At 61.2% G+C, this 25,628-nt stretch carries 19 protein-coding genes; 5 read left to right on the plus strand and 14 right to left on the minus strand.

What is annotated here, in order from left to right:
- Nucleotides 1-15: 15 nt before the first annotated feature.
- The 12 genes from murC to ACN0SC_RS11745 form a co-directional block, all read right to left on the minus strand.
- Nucleotides 16-1,419, minus strand: coding sequence for a UDP-N-acetylmuramate--L-alanine ligase (gene murC, locus ACN0SC_RS11690; RefSeq protein WP_417249860.1), 1,404 nt, complete (start codon nucleotides 1,417-1,419; stop codon nucleotides 16-18).
- 63 nt (nucleotides 1,420-1,482) lie between these two features.
- A complete protein-coding gene (locus tag ACN0SC_RS11695) occupies nucleotides 1,483-2,577 on the minus strand; it encodes a UDP-N-acetylglucosamine--N-acetylmuramyl-(pentapeptide) pyrophosphoryl-undecaprenol N-acetylglucosamine transferase (RefSeq protein ID WP_417249861.1) in 1,095 nt (364 codons plus the stop codon).
- A gap of 16 nt (nucleotides 2,578-2,593) precedes the next feature.
- Nucleotides 2,594-3,760, minus strand: coding sequence for a peptidoglycan glycosyltransferase FtsW (locus ACN0SC_RS11700; protein ID WP_417249862.1), 1,167 nt, complete (start codon nucleotides 3,758-3,760; stop codon nucleotides 2,594-2,596).
- A gap of 126 nt (nucleotides 3,761-3,886) precedes the next feature.
- Nucleotides 3,887-5,281 carry a UDP-N-acetylmuramoyl-L-alanine--D-glutamate ligase gene (gene murD, locus ACN0SC_RS11705; protein WP_417249863.1) on the minus strand — a complete coding sequence of 465 codons (1,395 nt, stop codon included), beginning with the start codon at nucleotides 5,279-5,281 and terminating at the stop codon, nucleotides 3,887-3,889.
- 27 nt (nucleotides 5,282-5,308) lie between these two features.
- A complete protein-coding gene (mraY, locus tag ACN0SC_RS11710) occupies nucleotides 5,309-6,391 on the minus strand; it encodes a phospho-N-acetylmuramoyl-pentapeptide-transferase (protein ID WP_417249864.1) in 1,083 nt (360 codons plus the stop codon).
- 6 nt (nucleotides 6,392-6,397) lie between these two features.
- The gene (locus ACN0SC_RS11715) at nucleotides 6,398-7,834 is read right to left on the minus strand and encodes a UDP-N-acetylmuramoyl-tripeptide--D-alanyl-D-alanine ligase (protein ID WP_417249865.1); all 1,437 of its coding nucleotides are present in this window, start codon (nucleotides 7,832-7,834) and stop codon (nucleotides 6,398-6,400) included.
- Complete coding sequence (locus ACN0SC_RS11720) at nucleotides 7,831-9,303, minus strand: UDP-N-acetylmuramoyl-L-alanyl-D-glutamate--2,6-diaminopimelate ligase (protein ID WP_417249866.1); 1,473 nt, start codon at nucleotides 9,301-9,303, stop codon at nucleotides 7,831-7,833. Before ACN0SC_RS11720 ends, ACN0SC_RS11715 begins: the two co-directional genes overlap by 4 nt.
- Before the next feature lie 30 nt (nucleotides 9,304-9,333).
- Nucleotides 9,334-11,139 carry a peptidoglycan D,D-transpeptidase FtsI family protein gene (locus tag ACN0SC_RS11725; RefSeq protein ID WP_417249867.1) on the minus strand — a complete coding sequence of 602 codons (1,806 nt, stop codon included), beginning with the start codon at nucleotides 11,137-11,139 and terminating at the stop codon, nucleotides 9,334-9,336.
- Nucleotides 11,139-11,498 (minus strand): cell division protein FtsL, encoded by a 360-nt coding sequence (gene ftsL / locus ACN0SC_RS11730; RefSeq protein ID WP_417249868.1) that lies wholly within the window; start codon nucleotides 11,496-11,498, stop codon nucleotides 11,139-11,141. The genes ACN0SC_RS11725 and ftsL overlap by 1 nt, the downstream gene beginning before the upstream one ends.
- Nucleotides 11,498-12,505, minus strand: a complete 1,008-nt coding sequence (gene rsmH, locus ACN0SC_RS11735) for a 16S rRNA (cytosine(1402)-N(4))-methyltransferase RsmH (protein WP_417249869.1) — start codon at nucleotides 12,503-12,505, stop codon at nucleotides 11,498-11,500. The genes ftsL and rsmH overlap by 1 nt, the downstream gene beginning before the upstream one ends.
- Before the next feature lie 3 nt (nucleotides 12,506-12,508).
- Nucleotides 12,509-13,000 carry a division/cell wall cluster transcriptional repressor MraZ gene (mraZ, locus tag ACN0SC_RS11740; RefSeq protein WP_417250055.1) on the minus strand — a complete coding sequence of 164 codons (492 nt, stop codon included), beginning with the start codon at nucleotides 12,998-13,000 and terminating at the stop codon, nucleotides 12,509-12,511.
- Nucleotides 13,001-13,804: 804 nt separating this feature from the next.
- Nucleotides 13,805-14,905, minus strand: coding sequence for a P-loop NTPase (locus tag ACN0SC_RS11745; RefSeq protein WP_417249870.1), 1,101 nt, complete (start codon nucleotides 14,903-14,905; stop codon nucleotides 13,805-13,807).
- A gap of 435 nt (nucleotides 14,906-15,340) precedes the next feature.
- Between ACN0SC_RS11745 and ACN0SC_RS11750 the strand changes: the two genes are divergently transcribed.
- Entirely contained in the window at nucleotides 15,341-15,550 is a 210-nt protein-coding gene (locus ACN0SC_RS11750; RefSeq protein ID WP_417249871.1) for a DUF1127 domain-containing protein, read from the plus strand.
- A gap of 392 nt (nucleotides 15,551-15,942) precedes the next feature.
- On the opposite strand, the gene ACN0SC_RS11755 is transcribed toward ACN0SC_RS11750, so the two are convergent.
- Nucleotides 15,943-18,417, minus strand: coding sequence for an ATP-dependent helicase (locus ACN0SC_RS11755; RefSeq protein WP_417249872.1), 2,475 nt, complete (start codon nucleotides 18,415-18,417; stop codon nucleotides 15,943-15,945).
- A gap of 181 nt (nucleotides 18,418-18,598) precedes the next feature.
- Between ACN0SC_RS11755 and ACN0SC_RS11760 the strand changes: the two genes are divergently transcribed.
- Together ACN0SC_RS11760 and ACN0SC_RS11765 are read left to right on the plus strand one after the other, a co-directional pair.
- Nucleotides 18,599-19,156 (plus strand): DJ-1/PfpI family protein, encoded by a 558-nt coding sequence (locus ACN0SC_RS11760; protein WP_417249873.1) that lies wholly within the window; start codon nucleotides 18,599-18,601, stop codon nucleotides 19,154-19,156.
- 62 nt (nucleotides 19,157-19,218) lie between these two features.
- Nucleotides 19,219-19,599, plus strand: a complete 381-nt coding sequence (locus tag ACN0SC_RS11765) for a ribbon-helix-helix domain-containing protein (RefSeq protein WP_417249874.1) — start codon at nucleotides 19,219-19,221, stop codon at nucleotides 19,597-19,599.
- Here ACN0SC_RS11765 and ACN0SC_RS11770 read toward each other — a convergent pair.
- Nucleotides 19,592-20,191: a MarR family winged helix-turn-helix transcriptional regulator gene (locus ACN0SC_RS11770; protein WP_417249875.1), complete on the minus strand. Its 600-nt coding sequence runs from the start codon at nucleotides 20,189-20,191 to the stop codon at nucleotides 19,592-19,594. The two genes, ACN0SC_RS11765 and ACN0SC_RS11770, sit on opposite strands and share 8 nt — an antisense overlap.
- Nucleotides 20,192-20,320: 129 nt before the next feature.
- Between ACN0SC_RS11770 and ACN0SC_RS11775 the strand changes: the two genes are divergently transcribed.
- Entirely contained in the window at nucleotides 20,321-21,865 is a 1,545-nt protein-coding gene (locus ACN0SC_RS11775) for an MDR family MFS transporter (RefSeq protein ID WP_417249876.1), read from the plus strand.
- A 226-nt stretch (nucleotides 21,866-22,091) separates the two neighbouring features.
- Complete coding sequence (locus tag ACN0SC_RS11780; protein WP_417249877.1) at nucleotides 22,092-25,535, plus strand: pyruvate carboxylase; 3,444 nt, start codon at nucleotides 22,092-22,094, stop codon at nucleotides 25,533-25,535.
- The last annotated feature ends 93 nt before the right edge of the window (nucleotides 25,536-25,628 follow it).

The following is a 25,628-nucleotide window of genomic DNA, read 5'->3' on the forward strand; positions in this document are numbered from 1 at the left end:
GCCCCACGCGCGACATCAGTCTTTCGCGGCAAGGCGCGCAGGAAGCGCCTGTGCCCATGCGGAAATCGTCCCTGCCCCGAGGCAGACGACCATATCACCATCGCGCGCCTGTTCGCGCACGAGGCGTTCCAAATCTTCCTCCGAAGTCACAGCGCGCGCATGGCGGTGGCCGTGGCGGATCAGGCCAGCGACAAGATCATCACGGCTCGCCCCCTCAATCGGCTCTTCGCCTGCGGCGTAGATATCGGCAATGCCCACCACATCGGCTTCGTTGAAACAGGTGCAGAAATCCTCGAACAGGGAATGCAGACGCGAATAGCGATGCGGCTGGTGCACGGCGATCACACGGCCGTCACAAGCCTGCCGCGCGGCCTTGAGCACGGCGGCGATCTCGACGGGATGGTGGCCGTAGTCGTCAATGATGGTCACACCACCAACTTCGCCCACACGGGTAAAGCGGCGGTTAACACCACCGAACTCTGCCAGCGCCTGTTTGATCTGGTCGGGCGACATGCCGAGGTGACGCGCGACAGCCACAGCGGAAAGCGCGTTGGAGACGTTGTGATCCCCGGGCATCGGCAGGGTGCAGCCCTCGATGGTGATCCCGTCGGCGGCCAGCACGATATCGAAATGCGCCACGCCCTTCTTATAGGTCAAGTTTACCGCGCGCACATCTGCCTGCGCGTTGAAACCGTAGGTGACAACACGGCGGTCGGTGATCTTGCCCACGAGGCTTTGCACTTCGGGATGGTCGGTGCAGCATACGGCAAGGCCATAGAAGGGGATGTTGGACACGAAGTCGTAGAACCCCTGACGCAGCTTGTCGAAATCGCCCCAATGTTCCATGTGCTCGGGGTCGATGTTGGTCACGATCGCAATGGTCGCGGGCAAGCGATTGAAGGTGCCGTCGCTCTCGTCGGCCTCCACCACCATCCAGTCGCTCTCACCCACTCGCGCATTCGAGCCGTAAGCATGGATAATTCCGCCGTTGATCACGGTCGGGTCAATCCCGCCCTGATCGAGCAGAGCAGCCACCATCGTGGTTGTGGTCGTCTTGCCGTGCGTGCCGCCGATTGCGATATTCGACTTAAGCCGCATGAGTTCCGCCAACATCTCCGCGCGGCGCACGACAGGCAGACCTTTGGCCCGCGCAGCGTCCAACTCGGGGTTGCCCGGTTTGATCGCCGAGGAGATCACGACAACTTCCGCGTCCTCAAGGTTCTCGGCCTTCTGGCCCACGAAAATCTTGGCACCAAGATCCGCCAGACGGTCGGTGATTTTTGACGCTTTCAGGTCAGAGCCCTGCACCGTGTAACCGAAGTTGAGCAGCACCTCCGCGATCCCAGACATGCCGATACCGCCGATACCGACAAAATGGATCGGTCCGATTTCGGTGGGGAGTTTGGTGGCTGCGCTCATCGTCGTCTCTTTCTATATTCTCTTACTGGGCCATCCATGACCCGCACCGTTAACCGCGCCCTCTTAGCGCCCTGCGAGCTGCTCCACCAGCCCTGCCAATTCTGCCGCCGCGTGGGGCTTGCCGAGGGCAAGCGCGGCATGCGCCATTTGCACCGCCCCTTGGGGATTGGACAGCACCAACATGATCTGTTCGGTCAGGGATTGCGACGTCAACTGGCTTTCAGGGACCATAATCGCAGCACCTCCATCGACCAACCCACGCGCATTTGCGGTTTGGTGGTCGCCCGTGGCTGCCGCGTAGGGCACAAGGATCGAGGGCCGTCCAATCACCGAGATATCCGCAACCGTCGAAGCACCCGCACGGGCGATCACCAGTTGCGCCTCAGACATGCGCTTGGGCACATCGTTGAAGAAGGTTTTGACCTCCGCAGCGATGCCTGCCTGTTCATAGAACATCTCGACGCGGGCGACGTCTTCGGGGCGGGCCTGCTGGCTCACCCGCAAGTGGGACTTGATCGCATCGGGAAGGCCAGCCACTGCTTGCGGCACTACGTCGGAGGTGATCCGCGCGCCCTGCGAGCCCCCCAGAACCAAAAGCTCCATCGGATAATCACCTGGCGCGATATAGGGCGCGGCGGCTTTTTCCAGAACGGCGGCGCGGACAGGATTGCCGACATGCACCCCCTCCACCCCTTCGGGCAAGGTCGTCGGCCATGTGCCACAGGCGACAAGGCCCACACGGGAGGCAAAGACCTCATTGACGCGCCCCAGCACGCCATTTTGTTCATGGATCATTCGCGGCAGTTTCATCAGGGTGGCCGCCGCCACAGCGGGGATCGCGGGATAGCCGCCGAACCCCACAACGACAGCAGGACGATCACGGCGGAACTTGCGCATCGCGGCAAAGACACCACCCGCAATTTTGAACGGCACGGCGAGTTTGGCCAGCACGCCACCGCGCGCGAAGGTCGCCGAAGGAATTTCCTCGATCTCCACCGCCATCGGGAAACCGCCCGTATAGCGCGCACCGCGTGCGTCGGTGGAAAGTTTCACCCGCCAGCCACGCGAAAGCATGACCTCGGCCAAGGACTGCGCGGGGAACATATGCCCGCCCGTGCCGCCTGCTGCGATGACAAGAAGGGGTGCTGTTTCGGACATATCCGTCCTCCTTCCTCTATCGCTTGTTACGGATCAGGATGTCGCCGATCTCGCCCTGCGGACGTGACCGCGTGAAGGCAAGGAGCGCGCCGAGCGCGATGCCCGAGGCAATCACCGAGGACCCGCCATAAGACACGAACGGCAACGTCATCCCCTTTGCGGGCAAGAGGCGCACGGCCACGCCCATATTGATGAACGCCTGAACACCGAAGGCACAGGCCAGCCCCGTTCCCGCAAGGCGGATAAACGGATCGCGCTCTTTCAGCAGGCGCCAAAGAGAGCGCACGGTAATGAGCGCGTAGAGCGAGAGGATGACCAGCACGAGGACAAGCCCGTATTCTTCCGCCGCAACCGCGATGATGAAATCGGTATGCGCGTCGGGCAGCGACCATTTCACCGTGCCCTCACCCACACCAACACCGAAGAAACCACCCTCGCGGATCGCGTTGGTGGCGTAGCCGATCTGGGTTGTGGGGTCGATGTCGGGGCTCAGAAACCCGTCGATGCGCCGCGCGAAGTGTTCGGAATTGTGATAGGCCAGCGAGCCGCCTGCCACCACAAGCCCCACCACGCCAAGCAGGATCACAATCGGCGCGCCGCCGACAAAATACATCACGCACCAGCTGAACAGCAGCAGTGAGGCCTGACCAAAATCAGGTTGCAGCGCGAGAAGCACCACCAGAATGCAGGCCATGAAAAAGGAATAGAGCCGCCCTGGAGGGCCACCAATTTCATGCGCGGCGGCCATCATCCATGCGGCGGTGATGACGAAAGCGGGTTTGAGAAACTCGGAGGGCTGGAAGGAGCCGAAGCCCAGCGAATACCACCGCGTCGCGCCCTTGCCGAAATCAGTGCCGAAAAACGGCAACAGCGCCAGCGCGATAAAGGTGGCGATAAAGGCCAGAACACCCAAACGGCGCACGCGATGCGGATCCATCATCGTGACAAGCACCATCGTGATCAGTGCGGTTCCGCCGAAAACGGCCTGTCTCTGAACGTAGTAGAAATCCGCGAAATTGTTCTTTTGCGCAAGCGGCGGAGAGGCCGCCAGCCCGAGCAGAAGCCCGATCCCGAACAGGACAAACACGCTCGACAACGACCACTTGTCGATCGTGCGCCACCAACGCGGAAGAATCGGCTCGCCGTCCCGCCTCGGGATGGAGCCATACACCATTTCTGTCATGGGACCGCCTACTGCCTCATCTGCGATTGCCCGATTTTTCGGGTCTATGTGATGAATCTAGCGGGTTTTGTCAGGCAAATCCACCACAGATTCCCTGCGCCACACGCCCACGCGGAAACGCGCCGCTTACAGGAGAGCTTCGACCTGAGCGGTGAAGTCCTCGCCGCGCTTCTCGAAATTGGGATACTGATCGAAAGAAGCGGCGGCGGGCGCCAGAAGCACCGTATCACCCGCCTGCGCCTCGGATGCCGCTTTGGTCACGGCCGCCTCCATCGTCTCGCAAATCTCATAGGGTGTGTCGCCCAGTTGCAGAGCGAAATCACGCGCCGAGAAGCCGATCAGATAGGCCTTGGCCACAGAGCCGAGATGGGGCGCGAGGTCGGCGATACCGCCATCCTTGCCCATGCCGCCCGCAATCCAGCGGATCGACTTGAAGGCCTGAAGCGCCTTGGCGGCGGCGTCCACATTGGTTGCCTTGCTGTCGTTGACGAAACGCACGCCGTCCTTCTCACCCACCAGTTGCGAGCGGTGCGGCAGGCCCGCGAAGGTTTCAAACGCCGCGCCGATGACCTTGGGCGGGATGTTGATCGCGCGACACGCAGCATAAGCGGCGCAGGCGTTCTGATGGTTGTGCGCACCAGGAAGCCCCGCGATCTCGCGCAGGTCGAAAGATGCCATCTGACGCCCTTTGCGCCATTCGGACAGAAACCCCTTACGCGCAAAAACAGACCAACCGTCGGTGAGTTTGCGATCTACGGAGACGCGGATCAGGCGTGTATCGCTCAAACCCTCGACCAATTGGTTGGCCAGATACTGCCCTTCTGCTTCATCCACCCCAATCACCGCGCGGTCGGGACCACCCTCCGAAAACAGGCGCCGCTTGGCCGCGAAATAGCCGCCCATCCCGCCGTGACGGTCGAGATGATCGGGTGAGAGGTTGGTAAAGACAGCCACGTCAGGTGTGAGCGCACGGGCCAGATCGGTCTGGTAGCTCGACAGTTCCAGCACCACGACTTCGCCATCTTCAGGCGGTTCGATATCCAGCACCCCGCGCCCGATGTTACCCGCCAACTGACTCGGCGTGCCGTTCTCGGTCAGGATATGGTGGATCAGCGCGGACGTTGTCGATTTCCCATTCGATCCTGTAACCGCGATCACGCGCGGAGGAGTGTCATGGTCCATCCATTCCCCCTGCCCCAGCGAGCGGAAAAACAGACCGATGTCATTGTCCACGGGCACGCCTGCGTCCCACGCCGCCGCAATCACCTTGTTCGGTTCGGGATAGAGATGGGGGATGCCAGGAGACACAACCAGACAGGCCACATCCTCGAAGGCCCCCTGCTTGGTAAGATCGTGGATGGTGAAACCTTCCGCCTCCGCCGCCGCACGAGCCTCAACACTGTCGTCCCAGCATAGGGCCTGCGCCCCGCCCGCCTTCAGACTGCGCGCCGTGGCAAGCCCCGAACGCCCAAGCCCCAGAACGGCCACCTTGCGATCTTCATATCCGAGAACGGGGATCATGTGCGGCCTCCTTGGCCAAAGGGGAAGTTAGCGCAGCTTCAGTGTCGCCAGACCGATAAGCGCCAACACCAGCGAGATGATCCAGAAGCGGATCACGATGGTGGGTTCGGCCCAGCCTTTCTTCTCGTAGTGGTGGTGTATCGGCGCCATCAGGAAGACGCGCTTTCCTGTGCGCTTAAAGTAGAGAACTTGAATGATGACCGAGAGCGCCTCGACCACAAAGAGCCCGCCGACGATGCCCAGCACCAGCTCGTGCTTGGTCGCCACAGCAATCGCGCCCAGAGCGCCGCCCAGAGCCAAAGACCCTGTGTCGCCCATGAACACCGCCGCAGGCGGCGCGTTGTACCAAAGAAAGCCCAAACCTCCGCCGATGAGCGCGGCCACGAAGATGAGCAATTCCCCCGTGCCAGGCACGTAGTGAAGGCCGAGGTAGTCGGTGAAGTCGACGCGCCCCACCACATAGGCAATCGCACCCAGCGTGCCCGCCGCAATCATCACGGGCATGATCGCCAGCCCGTCGAGACCATCGGTGAGGTTCACCGCATTGGCCGCGCCCACGATTACGAACATCGCAAAAGGCAGGAAGAACCAGCCGAAATCGATCAGCACATCCTTGAAAATCGGCATGGCAAGCTGGTTGGACAATTCTGGCGGATGCACGAGAGCGGCCCAAGTGGCGGCAATCGCGGCAATGATGAAGCCCAAAAGCAGCCGCATCCGTCCCGACACGCCCGCCGTATTGGCCTTGGACACCTTGGCATAGTCATCAGCAAAACCAATCGCGCCATAAGCAAAGGTCACGAACATCACGATCCAGACGTAGTGATTATCCCACCGTGCCCACAAGAGCGTTGAGGTCAACAGCGCCGTAAGGATGAGAAGCCCGCCCATGGTCGGCGTGCCAGCCTTGGCGAAATGCCCCTCAGGTCCGTCCTCGCGGATGGGTTGCCCCTTCCCCTGACGACGGCGCAGCGCATTGATCAAGGGACGTCCAAAGATGAAGCCGAAGATCAGGGCGGTAAAAAACGCCCCGCCTGCGCGCATCGTGATGTAGCGGAACAGGTTGAACACCCCGCCCCCGTCCGACAACTCCGATAACCAGAAAAACATCGCGCGTTACCCCTTTGCGTCTTCGGTGGGCAGCGGATGCCCCAACTTGCGGATCGCGTCAACCAGCAGGCTGACTTTTGATCCCTTCGATCCTTTGACAAGCACCACGTCGCCCGCGTCATAGAGCGACGTGATTTCGTCGCGCGCGGCCTCTGCTGTCTCGTATAGACGCCCCCGCTTTTGCAGCGGCAAAGCCTCGTAAAGCGCAGCCATCAAGGGGCCGATGCAATGAACAAGGTCGATCGCCTCTATATATTCCAATTCGGCCAGCGCGGCGTGATCCTCACGCTCGGTCGCGCCCAATTCGAGCATATCACCCAAAACCGCGACACGGCGCCCCTTTTCAACCCGCCCCAAACCATCGCGCGGTTGGGCGGCGGCCAGAACTTCGAGGCTGGCGGCAATGGAGGTCGGGTTGGCGTTGAAGGCATCGTCAAGAAGCACGATGGATTGCTCTGTCTCGATGGGGTCAAGCGCGATGATCTCGCGTGCGCCGCGTCCCAAGGGGGGCGCCCAGCGGGACAGATCAGCCGCACCAAGCGTGACATCAAGGCCAAGCGCATCCAGCACGGCAAGGCAGCCAACCGCATTGGTCGCAAAATGTCGCCCCGCGCTGGACAGGCGGAAAAGCACCGAACTTCCGTCGACCTCGGCCTCGGCCACGGTCACATCATCCATCAGGCGCAAGGCGGTCAAACGCGCATCACAGGCCTCGCTTTCCCCGAAATGGAGAACCCTGCCGTCCCAAGCGGCGTCGAGGACGGGCGTGACCGAGAGATCACCGTTAAACACCGCGACACCGCCCACAACCAGCCCCGCGCAGATCGACGCCTTTTCGCGCGCAATCGCTTCCAGAGAGGTAAACGCCGCCATATGCGCGGCAGCAACGGTGGTGATCATTGCCACATGCGGGCGCGCCATTTCGGCCAGCGGGGCGATCTCGCCTGGATGGTTCATGCCGATCTCGATCACGGCGAAATCCGCATCACGCGGCATCCGCGCGAGCGTCAGAGGCACACCCCAATGGTTGTTATAAGAGGCTTCAGCGGCATGGACCGTACCCTGCCCGCGCAAAATCGTGCGGAGCATTTCCTTGGTCGAGGTCTTGCCCACCGAGCCAGTGACCGCCACGACCCGTCCCGTAAACCGCTCGCGGGCGGCTTCACCGAGCCGCTCCAATCCGCCAAGCACATCATCAACGATCAACAGCGGCGCATCTTCACCCACCCCGTCGGGCACGCGCGACACGAGCGCCGCCGCGGCCCCCTTTTCAAGAGCCTGCGCCACGAAGTGATGCCCGTCGCGCGCCGCCGTGAGGGCGACGAAGAGATCGCCCTCTTGAATGGTGCGCGTGTCAATGGAAACGCCCGTGACCTCGAAGCCCTGTGTCGCGCGACCACCCGTAGCCGCAATCGCCTCCGCCGCCGCCCAAAGCACGCTCACAGCGCACCATCCAGCGCGGCCACGGCCATTGAGGCCTGCTCCACGTCATCGAAAGGAAAAACATCCTCGCCCACGATCTGCCCCGTCTCGTGCCCCTTGCCGCAAATCAGCAGCGCATCACCAGGTTGCAAGGCATCCACCCCGCGCAGGATCGCCTCGGCACGGTCGGCCACCTCAATAGCCTCGCCCGCCCCCAGCATCACTTCGGCACGGATCGCGGCGGGATCTTCGGAGCGCGGATTGTCATCGGTGACGATCACAACATCCGCATGATCCGCCGCCGCCTTGCCCATCAGGGGCCGCTTTGTCTTGTCCCGATCTCCGCCCGCGCCGATCACTGCGATCACGCGGCCCATCACGTGCGGACGCAGCGCCTGAATGGCGGTGGCCACGGCGTCGGGCGTATGGGCGTAATCGACAAAGACCGCGGCACCATTCTCGCGCGTCGCGGCATGTTCCATCCGCCCGCGCACGCCAGACAGCTCGCTCAGACAGGAGAAGACCTCGTCAGGCTCGCCGCCCGCCGCGATCACCAGACCAGCGGCCACAACGACATTCTCGGCCTGAAACCCGCCGATCAGATCAAGGCGCACCTGAGAGATATTGCCCAGAAAATCGAGACGCAAATCCTGCCCCGTGGCATCAAACCTCTGCCCCATCACGCGCAGGTCGGCGGCATCCGATTGCCCTACGCGCATCACGTCAATGCCCCGCTCGGCGCACAGGCCCTCAAGTTCGACACCTTTCGGGTCATCAATATTAAGAACAGCCACCGCATCCTCAGGCAAAACCCGCGTGAACAGCCCCGCCTTAGCGGCGAAATAGGCCTCGAAGGTCTCGTGGTAATCGAGATGGTCCTGCGTGAAATTTGTGAATGCCGCCGCAACAAGCCGCACACCATCCAGACGGCGCTGCGCCAAGCCATGTGAGGAAGCCTCCATCGCGGCGTAATCCACCCCCGCCTGCGCGGCCTCCGACAAAATCCTGTGCAGGGTGATCGGCTCTGGCGTCGTGTGTCCGCTCTCGCCCTGCCAGTCGCCTTCGACACCCGTAGTGCCGATGTTGATCGCGCGCTGGCCCATGAGTTGCCAGATGTTGCGCGTGAAGCTGGCCACGGAGGTTTTGCCATTGGTCCCCGTCACCGCGACCATGCGTTCGGGCTGGCGGCCATAGAAGAGCGCCGCAGCATAGGCCAGTGCCTGCCTCGGATCTTCGGCCACGATCACGGCGGGGTTGTGCTCGGCAATGGCGTCGGCGGCAATCTTGACCCCCTCGCGGTCAGTCAGGATCGCACCCGCCCCCATCCTGAGTGCATAGGTGACAAACTCGGCGCCGTGGCTTCGCGTACCGGGAAGCGCGGCAAAGAGATGACCCTCTTGCGTCAGGCGACTGTCCACCGACAACCCCGTGACATTGGCCTCGCGACCTCCTAGCGCGGTCAACCCCAACTCGGAAAGTGCTCTTACCATGCCGCGCCTGCCTCTTGCTCTTCTGGTTATCTACTGCGTTGCGGTAAGTGTTACCCTAGCTTGCTCGGCGGATTCAATCTCTGGTCTCAACCCGAGAAGCGGTGCCGTGCGACGGATGATTTCCGCAGCAACAGGCACGGCTGTCCAACCCGCCGTGCGGCGTGGCTTCGGCCCCGAAGTCTCCACGGCCTCGTCAAGCGCGACGACCAACACGTATTTCGGGTCATCCGCTGGGAAAACCGAAGCAAATGTCGTGATGGTCTTGTCGTCGTAGTAGCCACGCCCATTCTCGCGCGGTTTATCAGCGGTGCCTGTCTTGCCCGCCACTTTGTAACCTGCAACCTGTGCAAAGCTCGCTGTGCCTTTGGGATCATGAACCACCCCGTAGAGCATCGAACGCGCCGCCGCCGAGACTTCCTCACGCGCCACGCGGGGGCCTTTAGCGACCACGCCATCCTTCTTGATCAGCGTCGGCGTCACCCGCGTCCCGCCATTGAGTAGCGAAGCATAGGCCGTTGCCAGATGCAGCGGCGAGGCCGAAAGCCCGTGACCGAAGGAAATTGTCAGCGTTGAAAGCTCCGACCATTTGGGCGGCAGGAGCGGCTTGGCCGATTTCGCCTCCGACAACTCAACGGGGGTGGCCTCGAAAAAGCCGAGCGATTTCAGGAACGCCTGCTGGCGCGTCACGCCGATTTCCTTGGCCACATGAGCGGTGGCCACATTCGACGATTTCACGATCATATCACGCAGAGAAAGCGTCGGACCGTAGTTATGACCCTCGAATTCGCCGATCCTGTGCTTGCCCCAGCGGAACGGTGGCGTCGCGGGAATTTGGGTGTTGGGATTGGCCAGCCCCAACTCCATCGCCTGCGCGGCGGCAAAAATCTTGAAGGTCGAGCCAAGCTCGTAAACGCCCTGCACCGCGCGGTTGAACCGCGGGTTGTCCTCCTGCTTGCGACCCTCGACATAATCGGGACGCGAGTTGGGATCGAAATCGGGAAGCGACGCCATGGCGACGATCTCGCCAGTATGCGCATCCATCATCACCGCAGCCGCGCCTTTGGCGTCGAGCATCCGCATCCCGCCGTAGAGCACTTCGCGCACGGTGGATTGCACGGTCAGGTCAATCGACAATTGCAGCGGCGCATCGCCATTGGCGGGATCGCGCAGGTAGTCATCGGCATATTTCTCGATCCCCGACTGGCCCACGATCTCCGCGCTCATCACGCCTTCGCGGCCGAATTTCGTGCCGCCGAGCACATGCGCGGCGAGTTTGCCGTTAGGATAAAGACGCTCCTCGCGCGGCCCGAATAGCAGCCCCGGCTCGCCAATGTCATGCACGGCCTGCTGCTGCTCGGGTGCGATTTTCTTTTTGATCCACAGGAATTTACGCTTTCCCGTGAATTTCTTGATCAGATCTTCTTCATCCAGATCGGGAAAAATGCGCACCAATTCCTTTGCAGCGTGGAGCGGATCAACCATCTGGTGCGGTTGGGCATAGAGCGAATGGGTCGTGCGGTTGGTCGCCAGAATGCGCCCGTTGCGATCCACGATATCAGCACGCTGCGCGAGGATCGGTGTGCCCGATGTCACCGCACGCGGCTCTTCGGGAACCGTGGCGGCGACCTGCCCCATGCGCAGGCCGACAACCGCGAAAGCCGACAGAAAGCCAAGCCCGAGGATCAGTAACCGCCCTTCCGCGCGCAGGCGCGAACGGTCGTTCATCTCTTCGTGGCGCAGGCGCAGGTTCTCGCGTTCAATGGCGTCGGGGTTTTCCCCCGCCTGACGCGCGCGCAGGATGCGGGCAAGCGGGCGTAGCGGCGTGCGTCCAGCCATTATTCGCCCTCCCCGTCAATGCGTCCGACCACGTCGATGGCCCCTTCGATTTCGAACAAGATGCTGGTGTCGTCGGAAGGGAACGCGACCTGATCCACCCGCCCGAATTGCTCGGGCAGGAAGGGCAGAAGGCCCAAACGGTCGAAGTTGATCGTAGCAAGATCGCGCAGCCGCTCGGGGCGGTTGAGATAGGCCCATTCGGCTTTCAACACGGCAAGCTCTTCACGCTGATGGCCTATTTGACGTTGCAGGCTCGACATCTCGCGCAGCACCTCTTGAGTGCGGTAGTTTTCTCTATAGGCCCAGAAGGCCAATCCCATAACCATCGCAGCGGAAACGAAAAAGTAGAATGCCCGCATTATCCTGCCCCTCGTGACACTTGCCTCAAAACAGGTTTCGGCAGACCAAGTGCGGCGCGATCAGCAGGAGCGGCGGGCGCATCCGTGCGCCGCCCGACCCGCAGGCGCGAGGATCGCGCGCGGGGGTTTCGCTCCAGCTCGTCCTCATCGGGACCAATGGCTTTGCTGAGCTGCTCGAAGCCGGGTGTTTTCACCTCTTGCACAGGAGCGTAGCGCGATCCGCCGCCACCTGTCGAGGCCCGTTGTTGAAAGAACCGTTTAACCACACGGTCTTCCAGCGAATGAAAGGTCACAACCGACAACTGCCCGCCCGGCTTCAGCGCGCGCTCGGCGGCCTCAAGCCCTGCGACCAACTCGCCGAACTCGTCGTTGATATGAATGCGAATGGCCTGAAAAGTGCGTGTCGCGGGATGGCTCTGACCTGGCTTCTTGCGCGGCAGGAGCCGCTCGATCAGGCCTGCCAGTTGCAAGGTTGTCTCAAAGGGCGCTTTCTTCTCGCGATCCATCACGATGGCGGCGGCAATTTTGCGTGACTGGCGCTCCTCGCCGTAGTGGAACAGCACATCCGCGATCTCATCGGCGGAAGCCGTGTTGACGAAATCGGCGGCCGTCGGCCCGTCCTGCCCCATCCGCATATCGAGCGGCCCGTCGCGCATGAAGGAAAAACCGCGCTCGGCCAGATCAAGTTGCATGGAGGATACGCCGAGATCGAGCACGACCCCGTCGAGATCGCTTGCATAGTCGTCGAGTTTGGAAAACGTGCCTTCAACCAACGAAATACGTCCGTCGAAATCCGCCACCCATTCGGCGGCCATCTCATGAGCCAGCGGATCGCGATCAACGCCCGTGACGTGTTCCGCGCCAGCCTCGATCAGCCCACGCGTATAGCCGCCCGCGCCAAAAGTGCCGTCAAGCCAGCGCCCCATGATCGGTGCGCACTCGCGCAAAAGCGGACGCAGAAGAACGGGAATGTGGGGCGCATCGGGAGAGGTGGCAGCCTCGGACATGGATCAAGACCCCATATCGTCGAGCAAGGACAGCGGATCGAAATCCTCGCCCTGATCAGCCAGAAGATCGCCCGTAATCTTGGCGTCCTCGATCTCGAAGGTTTCGGGCTTCCAAATTTCGAAGGTCTCACCCATGCCCGCGAAATAGGCCGTGCCATCAAGGCCGATCTTGTCACGCAAAAGCTGCGGCAGGACCAGACGGCCATCGTTATCGACTTCTGTGGGGCGGGCGCGATTGAGGATCATGCGCTGCATGATCTTGCGGCGCTCGGAGCCACGCGGAAGGGCGGCGATGTCAGCAGCCAACGCCTTGTAGCCCTCATATGTATGGACGATCAGTTGTTTCTGGGCGTCGTGACCGTAGACGATCACCATGCGGGGGCGGCCTGTTTGGGAGGCGAGCGGATCGCCCTCTTCGAGTTCACGACGAAAATCGGCAGGGATCGACACGCGTCCCTTCCCGTCCACCTTAAAGGTGTGTTCGCCTATGAACATGCCGGCCAAATCGCGGCTCCCGTTCCTGTCCCAAGGCCCTGCGGCCCCAAATTCGCGCACCTCACGGCGCGCACTCATCTCTTCGGATCGCGTCCGATCCCTGAATTCTCGCGCCGCCTTGCGGCACCCGCCGGGGGCATTTCGCCCCCCTAAGAAGGGAAACGGCGGACCGAGCCGCTGCCACTGCTCAATCCGCCGCCCTCGTCCCATTTCTGGGGTGTCCGACTGCGCGCGCCACCTGGGGGGATGTCTGCTCGCTCGCGCGCCGGATCTCGTTGTTCTGGTGAGAGAGGCGCCTGTATGAAACCTGACTTAATGGTTCTTTGTTCGCGGTTCTTAATGTGCCGCTCATTCCCGTCTCACCGGATGCCTTAAGATGTCACGGGATTTCATGGTAATCAATGGTGAATTTACCCACAGGCCACGAAATAAGGGATTTCCACCCCTTCGAAAACAAGATGTAGTATCGAGGAGTCACTGAAAATTTACCACAAATTGACATACCTGCAAACAGACACACAACATATAGATAAATCTAAACACCCCATCTAGAGAACCATGAACTCCCAGAAAGTCCATCAATCGCGTCAAATTTCAGAGAAATCCACCAAGTTATCCACAGGAAGTGATTCGCATTCAGGGCATTTGAGGCCTCAACTCCCACAAATTCCCACCAGTCCCGTGAATTCCCGTAAGCACTCCCATAAAGTCCCATACACCCCTCATCCACACAATCGCGCCGTATCAAAACGCGAAAAGCGCCCACATCGGGGCGCTTTCCTTAGGAGAGATGGAGGTGGCGGTTTAGGCGATACCGCCCTTTATCAACCGGTCGGCCAGTTGCAGGAACGGCTCGGCAAGCGGGCTGTCGGTCGCGGCAATCGGCGTGCCCCCGTCGCCGCTGGTGCGCGTTTCCAGCGCCAGCGGCAGCGATGCGAGGAAAGGCACATCAATGCGCGCAGCCTCCTCCGCCACACCACCATGGCCGAAGAGATGCGCCTCATGCCCACAGTTGGGGCAGACATAGGTGGACATGTTCTCGATCAACCCCAGCACGGGGACGTTCAACTTCTCGAACATTGAAATCCCACGCCGCGCGTCGATCAGCGCCACATCCTGCGGCGTGGAAACCACAATCGCACCTGTCAGCGCCGTTTTCTGGCCCAAAGTAAGCTGCACATCACCCGTACCTGGCGGCATATCAATAAGCAGAACGTCCAATTCGCCCCACGCGACCTGACCCAACATCTGCTGCATCGCGCCCATAAGCATCGGCCCGCGCCAGACCACGGCCTCACCATCCTTGATCATCAGACCGATGGACATCATCGTGACGCCATGCGCGTGCAGCGGCTCGATGGTCTCCCCATCGGGGCTGGCGGGACGCTTGGTCACGCCCATCATGCGAGGCTGGCTCGGCCCGTAGATATCCGCGTCCAGAAGACCGACCTTGCGCCCCTGTCGCGCAAGAGCCACGGCGAGGTTGGCGGAGACAGTGGACTTCCCCACCCCGCCCTTGCCCGAGGCGATCGCGATAATGCTTTTGACCCCCGCGGGCTTGGTCTTGCCCTGCTGCGGCGTCGGGTGGCGTCCGATCTTGAGCGCAGGCGGCTCTCCCCCTTGGGCTGCGGGCGCGGGGCGTGCGGGTTGAGGGTTGCCCGAATGCGCAGTCATGACGATAGAGACACCCGTCACCCCATCGAGCGCCTCGATCCGCGCCTGCGCCGCGTCGCGTGCGCCACCCCATGCCTGAGCCGCGGCGGCATCGGGCGCTTCGATCACGAAACGCACCATACCACCCTCGATGGTCAACGCGCGCAAGCAGTCGGCCTTGGTCAGCGCCCTGCCATCGGGAAGGGTCACGTCAGCGAGCGCAGCCATAATATCGTCGCGGGTCAAACTCATTGGGGCACCTGTCTGTTGCGGGATCAATTCCTGTCCTCCGACATAAGACGTCACGCGCCCCTTGGCCACCACCCGATCTCAGTCGATTGCGCGCACCCCGCTGTGCCATCTCTATAAGGGAGATAGGCACGGGCCGTGCCTACAACCCGAGCCGCACACCTCCATCCCAAATGCTGCGCCGCAGCACCCTCACATCAACCACTGAAAAAGCCGCGGGGATAGCGCAACCGTTAGCGCAATCCAAAGCGCCTTAAAATTATGTCAGTATGTGACATGCATTTTCTGCATGGCGGCATTGTCGATCTGTCCATTGTGCAAATGCAGCAATTGCACCATCTTGAGGTCAACAAGGCAGCGACAGAGCAAAACGCCTCCGCAGCCAAACCGAAACGCACGGCTCCGCGCCGACAACCGAATAGACCAAGGTAGAGCAAAATGGCTTATGTAAACAACATCTCCACGACCGCACACGGCGCTGGCTTCTCGGGCCTCTTTGCACGCATCGCCGAGCGCGTTGCACGCTACCGCGTTTACCGTGAGACACAGCTTGAGCTGAACCAACTCACAGACCGCGAACTGGCCGATCTGGGCATCTCGCGCTCCACCATCCCCGCAGTGGCTCACGAAGCCGCCTACGGCGTATAAGAATTCGATATCAGACCCTTCTCCTCCTCCCTAGGGTCCTGATCGAAGCGGCAACGTCTCTCCTCCTCCCTGGCGTTGCCGCGCTAATTCCGGAATTCGGGGCTTCCTCCTCCCTTTGGCCCCGGAGACCAGAGCAGCGGTGCTCTCCTCCTCCCTGCACCGCTGCACATATCGGCCCCTCCCTCCTCCTCCCTGAGGGTCCGTACCAAAGAAGCGGTGATGTCTCTCCTCCTCCCTGACATCACCGCTTTTTCTTTGTCTGGCGCATCGCCACTCCACACCCACGCAAAATACCCGCGCCCCGCTATGCGGCACGCGCCAAAAGGCCACCCGCGCGGCGGATGGCCTTTCAGATTCGTTTTCCAGAGATCTAGAAGGGAACGTCGCCCGCGTTATTCGCCCGCTTTATCGGCAGCCATGACGAAACTCGCCACAAGACGCTTCTCACCCGAATGATCGAAGTTAATGGTGAGCTTGTCGCCTTCAGTGTCGACCACATTTCCGTAGCCGAATTTCTTGTGGAACACGCGCTCCCCTACCCCGAAGACAGGCGTGGCGGTCGAATCAACCACCATATTGCGCGCCTTTTTAGGTTGTCGCAGATTGGTTTTCGCCGTTCCGAGTCGTTGGCTGCGCTCTTGCAGCCGTTTCCAGCCAGGCGAATTGTAGGCATCCGCCTTCGACACAGCATCAGAGAAGGATGCCTCTCTGCCGCTTCCGAAAGCATCGCCTCCGAATCCCCCTGCCGCGCCGCCGCCACCATAGAGGCCAGGCGGGGTCAGGATATCGACGTGTTCGGGAGCCAGTTCGTCGATGAAGCGCGAAGGCAGTTGCGATTGCCACTGTCCATAGACGCGACGGTTGCCCGCAAAGGAGATCGTGCACACCTCTTCGGCGCGGGTGATTCCCACATAGGCCAGCCGCCGCTCCTCTTCGAGCCCCTTCAGGCCGCTCTCATCCATTGATCGTTGCGAGGGAAAAAGCCCCTCTTCCCAACCAGGCAGGAACACCACGGGGAACTCCAGCCCCTTGGCGCCGTGGAGCGTCATGATGGTGACTTTCTCCTCCTGCTCGTCGCTCTCATTGTCCATGATCAGCGCGACGTGTTCGAGAAAGCCGCCGAGATTGTCGAACTGTTCCAGTGCCTTGATAAGCTCTTTGAGGTTTTCAAGCCGACCTGGCGCCTCGGGCGTCTTGTCGTTCTGCCACATCGTTGTGTAGCCGCTCTCGTCGAGAATCATCTCGGCCAGTTCGATATGGCTGATCTCGGCGGGATCGTGGTCGGGGCGTTCGACCACCTCATCCTCGTCGGCCACACCGTCGTAACGGATTTGCTGTATGGCGAGCGAGGACCAGCGGTCGAGTTGCTCAATCAACTGCGCCACCGCGCCCCGCGCCTTGCCTTTGAGAATCCCCTCCTGCGCCGCGATCCGCGCACCCTCTTTGAGCGCCACACCGTTTTCACGGGCCACCGACTGGATGTCCTGCATGGCCTTATTACCCACGCCGCGCTTGGGCGTATTCACGATCCGCTCGAAGGCGAGATCGTCCTCGGGCGAGATCACCACGCGGAAATAGGCCATCGCGTCGCGAATCTCCAACCGCTCGTAAAAGCGCGGGCCGCCGATGACGCGATAGGGCAAACCGATGGTCAGGAAGCGATCCTCGAAGGCACGCATCTGATGCGAGGCACGCACGAGAATCGCCTGCTCTTCGAGCGAATAGCGCCGCAGACGTGCGCGCGACCCGCTGGCCATCGCCTCGATTTCCTCGCCGACCCAACGTGCCTCTTCCTCGCCGTCCCAATGACCGATGAGACGCACCAATTCGCCCTCGGTCTCCTCGGTCCAAAGCTCCTTGCCAAGGCGGTCACGGTTCCCCGCAATCACGGAACTTGCAGCGGCAAGAATATGGGGGGTGGAGCGGTAGTTCTGCTCCAGACGCACGACCTTCGCGCCAGGAAAATCCTTTTCAAACCGTAGGATATTACCCACTTCCGCACCGCGCCAACCGTAGATCGACTGGTCGTCATCGCCCACGCAGCAAATGTTGCGATGCCCCTGTGCAAGCAGACGCAGCCACATATATTGCGCCACGTTCGTGTCCTGATACTCGTCCACGAGGATATATTTGTAGCGGCTCTGATATTGCTCCAAAAGGTCGGGATGGTTCTGGAATATCGTGACCATATGGAGCAGCAAATCCCCGAAGTCACAGGCATTGAGGTCTTTGAGGCGCGCCTGATACTGCGCGTATAGCACCTTGCCGCGATCGTTGAACGCAGCCTCATCCGCCGCGCCGAGTTTCGCGGGCGTCAGCGCCTTATTCTTCCAATTATCGATCAGCCCCGCCAGTTGTCGCGCAGGCCAACGTTTCTCGTCGATTCCTGCCGCATTGATTAGCTGTTTGAGCAACCTGATCTGGTCGTCGGTATCGAGAATAGTGAAGTTCGACTTCAACCCGACCAGTTCCGCGTGGCGCCGCAACTGCTTGACACAGATCGCGTGGAAAGTGCCAAGCCACGGCATCCCGACGCCATGGCCGCCAACCAAGCCCTCGACGCGGTTTTTCATCTCGCGGGCGGCCTTGTTGGTGAAGGTTACGGCGAGGATGTCATTGGGCCGCGCGTTGCCAGTGTTCACCAGATGCGCAATGCGGGCGGTCAGCGCCTTCGTCTTCCCCGTGCCCGCGCCCGCGAGCATCAGAACGGGACCGTCAAGCGTCTCGACCGCTTCGCGCTGCGCAGGGTTCAACCCGTCAAGATAGTCCGCGCCGCGCGCGGAGGCGGCGGCGCTCATGGCCATCTGGCTCAGGGAAGGTCGCGCGGCGGCGGCCTCAAATGCATCATCGTCGGAATAACTGCTCATGACGGCCACGTTACTCAAATGCGGTCAGGAGGAAAAGTGTGTTCTGCAATTGTTCACACAAATCAGGCAAACACTTCGCCACCCCCATTAGGGACGTTTGTGGACGTAGTATCTGGCTAACACCCGCAATGCCCCGCCTGACGCTAGGCTCGTCCCCACCATTGCGACAAGGGAGGAAACAATGGCGAAAATTCTGATGATCACAGGTGACTTCACCGAGGATTACGAAACCATGGTGCCGTTCCAGTGCCTCTTGGCCTGCGGACATAGCGTCGATGCGGTCTGCCCCGAGAAGGCCGCGGGCGATACGGTCAAAACGGCGATCCACGATTTCGAGGGCGACCAAACCTATTCCGAAAAACCCGGCCACAACTTCGCGCTCACGGGCACCTTCGCCGACACCGATCCCGCCGCCTATGACGCGCTAGTTATCCCTGGTGGACGTGCGCCCGAATACCTGCGCCTCAACGCCGATGTGCTTGCCATGGTGCGCCATTTCTTCGACGCGGACAAACCTGTGGCCGCGATCTGTCACGGAGCGCAACTACTTGCTGCGGCTGGCGTTCTGGAGGGCAAGACATGCTCGGCCTACCCTGCATGTGCGCCCGAAGTGACCGCAGCGGGCGGCAGTTTCGCCGACATCGAGGTGACTGACGCCGTGACCGATGGCAAACTCGTCACCGCCCCCGCATGGCCCGCACACCCCGCATGGCTCGCACAATTCATGGAATTGCTGTAAGCCTACACTAACGGCAGCGGGCGCCTTGACGTCCCCTGCCCTCATATCGGAGGGAGACCCCCATGTGTGAACTCTTTATCAAGGCCGACCCACATCTTTGGGAAAGCCGTACGCGCAGTTTGCGCATCGACGGTGTGGTGACATCTATTCGTATCGAAAACCACTTCTGGGTCACTCTGGAGGAAATCGGCGCGCGTGACGGGATGTCGGTGGCACAACTGGTCACGCGACTTTGGCACGAAGCAATGGATGCCAACCACGATCTAGGCAATTTCACTTCGTTTCTACGCGTGTGCTGCACCCGATATCATGCACTCATCGCAAGCGGTGACATATCGCACGACCTAGAACGCCCGATCGCCAGTCATCCGGCCCGCGACATCCTGCGCGCGGAAACAGAACGACGGGAAAAGGCAAAACGGAGCAGCGCGACCGTTAACTAGGTGTGTCTGTTTTTCCGCCCGCGGGCTGCGCGGAGACTTGCGAGGAAAGCGCGGTGACGTAGCGGACGAACAGCCGCGAGAACACCACGACTTCCTCCTCGTCCCATCCGTCGAAAACCTGCGAAATCAACTGCCATTTCTTGGCCGTAAAATCTCCCAGCAACTTGTAGGCTTTCGGCGTAAGCGCGAGCACGGATTTGCGCGCGTCCTCCTGCACGGCGCGGCGCTCGACGAAGCCACGCTCCACCAGTCCCGACACGATCCGCGAAGCCCGCGACGGGTCCACCGACATCGCTTCCGCCACCAAACCGATAGTCGGCTCCTGAGGTTCGCGGCGCCCGACACCCGCCGTGATCTGCGCCACAGACAACAATCCCTGCAACAGAGCTGGCTCAATTTTTTCCTCAAGGCTCGCGAGCATCTTGCCCTTGAATTCGCCTTTCTCGGAAATGCGCCGCCACTGGAACAGCGAGAGGTCGAACCCTAAGAGAGCCTCGATGGACTCCTGAGAAAAACCTTTTTCCTCAAGGAGTTCAGGTACCCCCTTATGGATGCGCGAGTGTAGGTTTTTGGCAGCGTCATTTTCTTTCATGCGCCCTGTTATGCAAAGATTTGTGCCACTGTCAACAATATGCGAAAGACAAATACATGCTATTGACACATATTTACAGACACCCTAAATCCACGCAACGCACATCTCCGCACAATCAGGATTCGACATATGACCGACCCGAAAAATCACCCCGCCACCGCGTCGGATGATCCCGAAGCCAGAAGCGCTGTACGCCTCGTGATTGCCTCGGTCGGTGTGCTCTTGTTGTTGGCTTCACTCGATCAGACCATCGTCTCGACCGCCCTGCCGACCATCGTGGCGGACCTTGGCGGGCTGGAGCATCTGTCGTGGGTCGTCACCGCCTATATCCTCGCCTCGACCATCGTCGCCCCGCTCTATGGCAAGATCGGCGACCTTTACGGGCGTCGAAACACTGTCTTCTTCGCCGTTACCGTCTTCCTGCTCGGATCGGCGCTTTGCGGCATGGCCAATTCGATGACCTTCCTGATCGCCGCCCGAGCACTGCAAGGGCTCGGCGGCGGCGGACTGTTCGTGCTGGCGCTGTCGATCATCGCCGACGTGATCCCGCCACAGGAACGCGGCAAGATCCAGGGCGTCTTCGCTGGCGTCTTCGGCATCTCCTCCGTCGCAGGTCCACTTCTGGGCGGGTGGTTCGTCGATGCTTTTAGCTGGCACTGGATCTTTTACGTGAACCTGCCCTTCGGCCTTCTCGCGCTTGCAGGGTTCTTCTACGGCTTCAAAGCCAATCCCGAACGCGTGTCCCACAAGATCGACTACGCAGGCGCGGTGACGCTGACGCTGGCCTTGGGCGCGACGGTTCTCGTGACTTCTCTGGGCGGGCGCGAGTTTGCATGGACCGACCCGCGCGCACTGGCTCTGATCACGCTGTCCGTTGCGGCCCTCGCAGGTTTCATCGCAATCGAGCGCCGCGCCGCCGAACCGATTATCCCGCTAGACCTGTTCAAAATGAATGTGTTTTGGACCACCTCTCTGGTCTCTTTCGTCTCGGGCGCGATGATGTTCGGGTCGCTCACATTTATGCCTGCTTTTCTGCAACTCGCCAAAGGTGCCTCCGCTACAGGGTCAGGGCTACAACTCATCCCGATGACCATCGGCATTCTGTCCACATCCACGCTGTCTGGCCGCTACATGGCGCGCACAGGGCGCTACCGCCACCTTCCAGTCATGGGGCTTTCGGTGGCGGCGGTCGGCATGTTGATCCTGTCTCGCCTGTCGCCCGACTTGCCTTCGGTGGCGATCTGGGCCGCATTGATCATGGTCGGCGCTGGCATGGGGACAGTGTTCCCCGTCGTGACCACCGCCGTGCAAAACGCCGTCCCGCGCACGCAGATCGGCACTGCGACAGCAGCGGGCCTGATGTTCCGACAGGTGGGCGGCTCGATCGCCGTCGCTCTTTTCGGCGCCATCTTCGCCGCACGTCTGGGATCTTTGATGGTTGGGGTGGACCTTGAGGGCGTGGCATCGGTCGCCGAACTCGGACCGCAAACCCTCGCGCACCTGCCGCAAGAAACGCAAGCCATGGTGGGGCAATCCGTCGGCCATGCGCTCCAACCCGTCTACCTGATCGCGGCAGGTCTTGCGATTAGCGGGGTTCTGTTTTCGCTGCTGCTCAAGGAAGTGCCTCTGAGCGCGCACAGAGCCGACGAAGTTCGCGAAACAGCCGCGTCATAACCGCATCTTGAGCGAGATTTTCACTCCACTTAAGGGGCGCAGTTTTTCCACTGTGCCCCTTTTTCATGCGTTTCGTGGTCAAACAGGGGATTTACACACCCCGCTTCCCTTTCGTTTGCGCCAACAGTATGAAGCTGGCATATCAGGCCGAATGGGGATTTACTGCAGTGCAGAAAAACCACTAACCTGATGCAAATTTAAGCAGCCTGAAGGGGAGACTGCCACTATGCCCGAATTCAAAAAGGTTCTAATCGCCAACCGCGGCGAGATTGCCATTCGTATCATGCGCGCGGCCAACGAACTCGGGAAACGCACAGTCGCGATCTACGCGGAAGAGGACAAGCTGTCGCTGCACCGCTTCAAGGCGGACGAGGCTTACAAGATCGGCGAGGGCATGGGGCCGGTTGCGGCTTACCTTTCGATCGACGAGATCATCCGCGTGGCCAAGTCCTGTGGCGCCGATGCGATCCACCCCGGTTACGGCCTTCTGTCGGAGAACCCCGACTTCGTCGACGCCTGCACCGAAAACGGCATCACCTTTATCGGGCCGAAAGCTGAGACCATGCGCCAGTTGGGCGACAAGGCCTCCGCGCGCCGTGTGGCCATTGAGGCTGGCGTCCCCGTCGTGCCCGCCACCGAAGTCCTGGCCGACGATTTCGACAAGATCCGCGAAGAGGCCGAGGAAGTCGGCTTCCCGCTCATGCTCAAGGCGAGCTGGGGCGGTGGCGGCCGCGGCATGCGTCCGATCATGAATGCCGAGGAGTTGGAAGAAAAGGTCAAGGAAGGTCGCCGCGAGGCCGAAGCTGCCTTCGGCAACGGCGAGGGCTACCTTGAGAAGATGATCATCAAGGCGCGCCACGTCGAGGTGCAGATCCTTGGTGACAGCCACGGCAACATTTACCACCTCTACGAGCGCGACTGCTCGGTCCAGCGCCGCAACCAGAAAGTTGTCGAGCGCGCGCCTGCCCCCTTCCTGTCCTCCGCGCAACGCGAAGAGCTTTGCGCGCTTGGCAAGCGTATCTGCGAGCACGTGAATTACGAATGCGCGGGTACCGTCGAATTCCTCATGGATATGGAAACGGGCAAGTTCTACTTCATCGAGGTGAACCCCCGCGTTCAGGTGGAGCATACCGTCACCGAGGAAGTCACGGGCATCGACATCGTGCGCGCGCAAATCCTGATCGCCGAGGGCAAGAGCCTTATGGAAGCGACAGGTGTTGCCAGCCAGTATGACGTGAAACTCGACGGCCACGCGCTGCAAACCCGCGTGACGACGGAAGACCCGTCCAACAACTTCATCCCCGATTATGGCCGCATCACCACATACCGTTCGGCCACGGGCATGGGCATCCGTCTCGATGGCGGGACGGCCTATTCGGGCGCGGTGATCACGCGCTATTACGACAGCCTTCTGACGAAGGTGACGGCATGGGCGCGCACACCAGAGGCTGCGATCAAGCGGATGGACCGAGCGCTCCGCGAATTCCGTATTCGCGGCGTGTCGACCAACATCGACTTTGTGATCAACCTGCTCAAACACCCTGTGTTCCTGTCGAATGAATACACCACGAAATTCATCGACACGACGCCTGACCTGTTCAACTTCAAGCCCCGCCGCGACCGCGCGACGAAGCTTCTGACCTATCTCGCCGACATCACGGTGAACGGCCACCCCGAAACCGCAGGCCGCCCCAAACCCGCCGCCGATGCACGCAAGCCCGTGCCACCCAAGCTCCACACCGAAACGCCCCCAGCAGGGACGCGGCAGCTTTTGGAGGAAAAAGGTGCGCAGGCCGTGGCCGACTGGATGCTGGCGCAAAAGCAGCTTCTGATCACCGACACCACCATGCGTGACGGGCACCAGTCGCTTCTGGCGACGCGGATGCGGTCGTTCGACATGATCAACGCCGCGCCGGCCTATGCTCACAACCTCTCGCCACTCTTCTCCGTGGAGTGCTGGGGCGGTGCGACCTTTGATGTGGCCTATCGCTTCTTGCAGGAATGCCCGTGGCAGCGCCTGCGTGACATTCGCGAGAAGATGCCCAACATCATGACGCAGATGCTCCTGCGCGCCTCCAACGGGGTGGGCTACACCAACTACCCCGACAACGTGGTGCAAAGCTTCGTGGCGCAGGCCGCCGAGACGGGCGTCGATGTGTTCCGTGTCTTCGACAGTCTCAACTGGGTCGAGAACATGCGCGTGGCTATGGATGCGGTCATCGAGAGTGGCAAGGTCTGCGAAGGCACGATCTGCTACACGGGCGACCTGCTCGATCCCACGCGGCCCAAGTATGACCTGAAGTATTACGTCCGGATGGGCAAAGACCTGAAGGCCGCAGGCGCGCATGTGCTGGGCCTCAAGGACATGGCGGGCCTGCTCAAGCCGACACAGGCGGCCATGCTGATCAAGGCGCTCAAGGAAGAGGTCGGCCTGCCGATCCACTTCCACACCCATGACACCAGCGGCATCGCAGGGGCGACGATCCTTGCCGCTGCCGAGGCTGGCGTGGATGCTGTGGACGCGGCGATGGATGCCTTCTCTGGTGGCACCTCGCAGCCCTGCCTCGGCTCCATCGTTGAGTCCCTGCGCTTCACCGACCGCAACCCTGGCCTCGATATCGCCGCGATCCGCGAGATGTCGAACTACTGGGAGGCTGTGCGCCACCAATACGCCGCCTTCGAAGCGGGCCTCGAAGCGCCCGCCTCCGAGGTCTATCTCCACGAGATGCCCGGCGGTCAGTTCACCAACCTCAAGGCACAGGCACGCTCGCTCGGTCTGGAAGAGCGCTGGCACGAAGTGGCGCAAGCCTATGCCGATGTGAACATGATGTTCGGCGATATCGTCAAGGTGACGCCTTCCTCCAAGGTTGTAGGCGACATGGCCCTGATGATGGTGTCGCAAAACCTCACCCGCGAAGAGGTGGAAGACCCGAAATCAGAGGTCTCCTTCCCCGACAGCGTCATCGACATGATGCGCGGCAACCTCGGCCAGCCTCCGGGTGGCTTCCCCACCGGCATCGTCAAGAAGGTGCTCAAAGGCGAAAAACCCAACACCGAGCGTCCGGGCAAGCATCTGGATCCGGTCGATCTCGAAGCAACCCGCGCCGAGATCGCCGAGAAACTGCCCTTGCAGGCGGTCGATAACGAGGATCTCAACGGCTACCTGATGTACCCCAAGGTCTTCACCGACTACATCACACGCCACGAGAAATACGGCCCCGTGCGCGCCCTTCCGACGCCGAACTTCTTCTACGGCATGGACGCGGGTGACGAGGTCTCCGTCTCGATCGACGAGGGTGTCACGCTTGAAATCCGTTGTCAGGCCATTGGCGAGACCAACGAGGAAGGCGAGGCCAAGGTCTTCTTCGAACTCAACGGCCAGCCGCGCACCGTGCGTATCGCCGACCGTTCCGCCACCGCCACCATCGCCGCGCGCCCCAAGGCCGAAGCGGGCAACGCCGCCCATGTCGGCGCACCGATGCCTGGCGTCGTGGCAACAGTGGCGATCGCGGCGGGCCAAGAGGTCAAACAGGGTGACGTTCTGCTCACCATCGAGGCGATGAAAATGGAAACCTCGATCAACGCCGAACGGGATGGCACGATCAAGGCGCTCCATGTCGGACCAGGCAGCCAGATCGACGCAAAAGACCTCCTCGTCGAGTTCGAGTAAGCACCCGAGGCACGCGCCACATGCGTGCCCGTTCAGATCATCAAAAGACGGCCGCGCGACCCTCGCGTGGCCGTTTTCTTTGCCGCAACACTG

Source organism: Celeribacter sp., from assembly GCF_048261515.1.
Taxonomy (GTDB): domain Bacteria; phylum Pseudomonadota; class Alphaproteobacteria; order Rhodobacterales; family Rhodobacteraceae; genus Celeribacter.

Excerpts from the sequence above, each read along its gene's own strand:
- ACN0SC_RS11755 (WP_417249872.1), bottom strand. The coding sequence starts at position 18,417 with ATGAGCAGTTATTCCGACGATGATGCATTTGAGGCCGCCGCCGCGCGA.
- mraY (WP_417249864.1), bottom strand. The coding sequence starts at position 6,391 with ATGTTTTTCTGGTTATCGGAGTTGTCGGACGGGGGCGGGGTGTTCAAC.
- ACN0SC_RS11765 (WP_417249874.1), top strand. The coding sequence starts at position 19,219 with ATGTGTGAACTCTTTATCAAGGCCGACCCACATCTTTGGGAAAGCCGT.
- ftsL (WP_417249868.1), bottom strand. The coding sequence starts at position 11,498 with ATGCGGGCATTCTACTTTTTCGTTTCCGCTGCGATGGTTATGGGATTG.
- ACN0SC_RS11745 (WP_417249870.1), bottom strand. The coding sequence starts at position 14,905 with ATGAGTTTGACCCGCGACGATATTATGGCTGCGCTCGCTGACGTGACC.
- ACN0SC_RS11760 (WP_417249873.1), top strand. The coding sequence starts at position 18,599 with ATGGCGAAAATTCTGATGATCACAGGTGACTTCACCGAGGATTACGAA.
- ACN0SC_RS11695 (WP_417249861.1), bottom strand. The coding sequence starts at position 2,577 with ATGTCCGAAACAGCACCCCTTCTTGTCATCGCAGCAGGCGGCACGGGC.
- murC (WP_417249860.1), bottom strand. The coding sequence starts at position 1,419 with ATGAGCGCAGCCACCAAACTCCCCACCGAAATCGGACCGATCCATTTT.
- ACN0SC_RS11780 (WP_417249877.1), top strand. The coding sequence starts at position 22,092 with ATGCCCGAATTCAAAAAGGTTCTAATCGCCAACCGCGGCGAGATTGCC.
- ACN0SC_RS11775 (WP_417249876.1), top strand. The coding sequence starts at position 20,321 with ATGACCGACCCGAAAAATCACCCCGCCACCGCGTCGGATGATCCCGAA.
- murD (WP_417249863.1), bottom strand. The coding sequence starts at position 5,281 with ATGATCCCCGTTCTCGGATATGAAGATCGCAAGGTGGCCGTTCTGGGG.
- rsmH (WP_417249869.1), bottom strand. The coding sequence starts at position 12,505 with ATGTCCGAGGCTGCCACCTCTCCCGATGCGCCCCACATTCCCGTTCTT.
- mraZ (WP_417250055.1), bottom strand. The coding sequence starts at position 13,000 with ATGTTCATAGGCGAACACACCTTTAAGGTGGACGGGAAGGGACGCGTG.
- ACN0SC_RS11725 (WP_417249867.1), bottom strand. The coding sequence starts at position 11,139 with ATGGCTGGACGCACGCCGCTACGCCCGCTTGCCCGCATCCTGCGCGCG.
- ACN0SC_RS11720 (WP_417249866.1), bottom strand. The coding sequence starts at position 9,303 with ATGGTAAGAGCACTTTCCGAGTTGGGGTTGACCGCGCTAGGAGGTCGC.
- ACN0SC_RS11750 (WP_417249871.1), top strand. The coding sequence starts at position 15,341 with ATGGCTTATGTAAACAACATCTCCACGACCGCACACGGCGCTGGCTTC.
- ACN0SC_RS11770 (WP_417249875.1), bottom strand. The coding sequence starts at position 20,191 with ATGAAAGAAAATGACGCTGCCAAAAACCTACACTCGCGCATCCATAAG.
- ACN0SC_RS11700 (WP_417249862.1), bottom strand. The coding sequence starts at position 3,760 with ATGACAGAAATGGTGTATGGCTCCATCCCGAGGCGGGACGGCGAGCCG.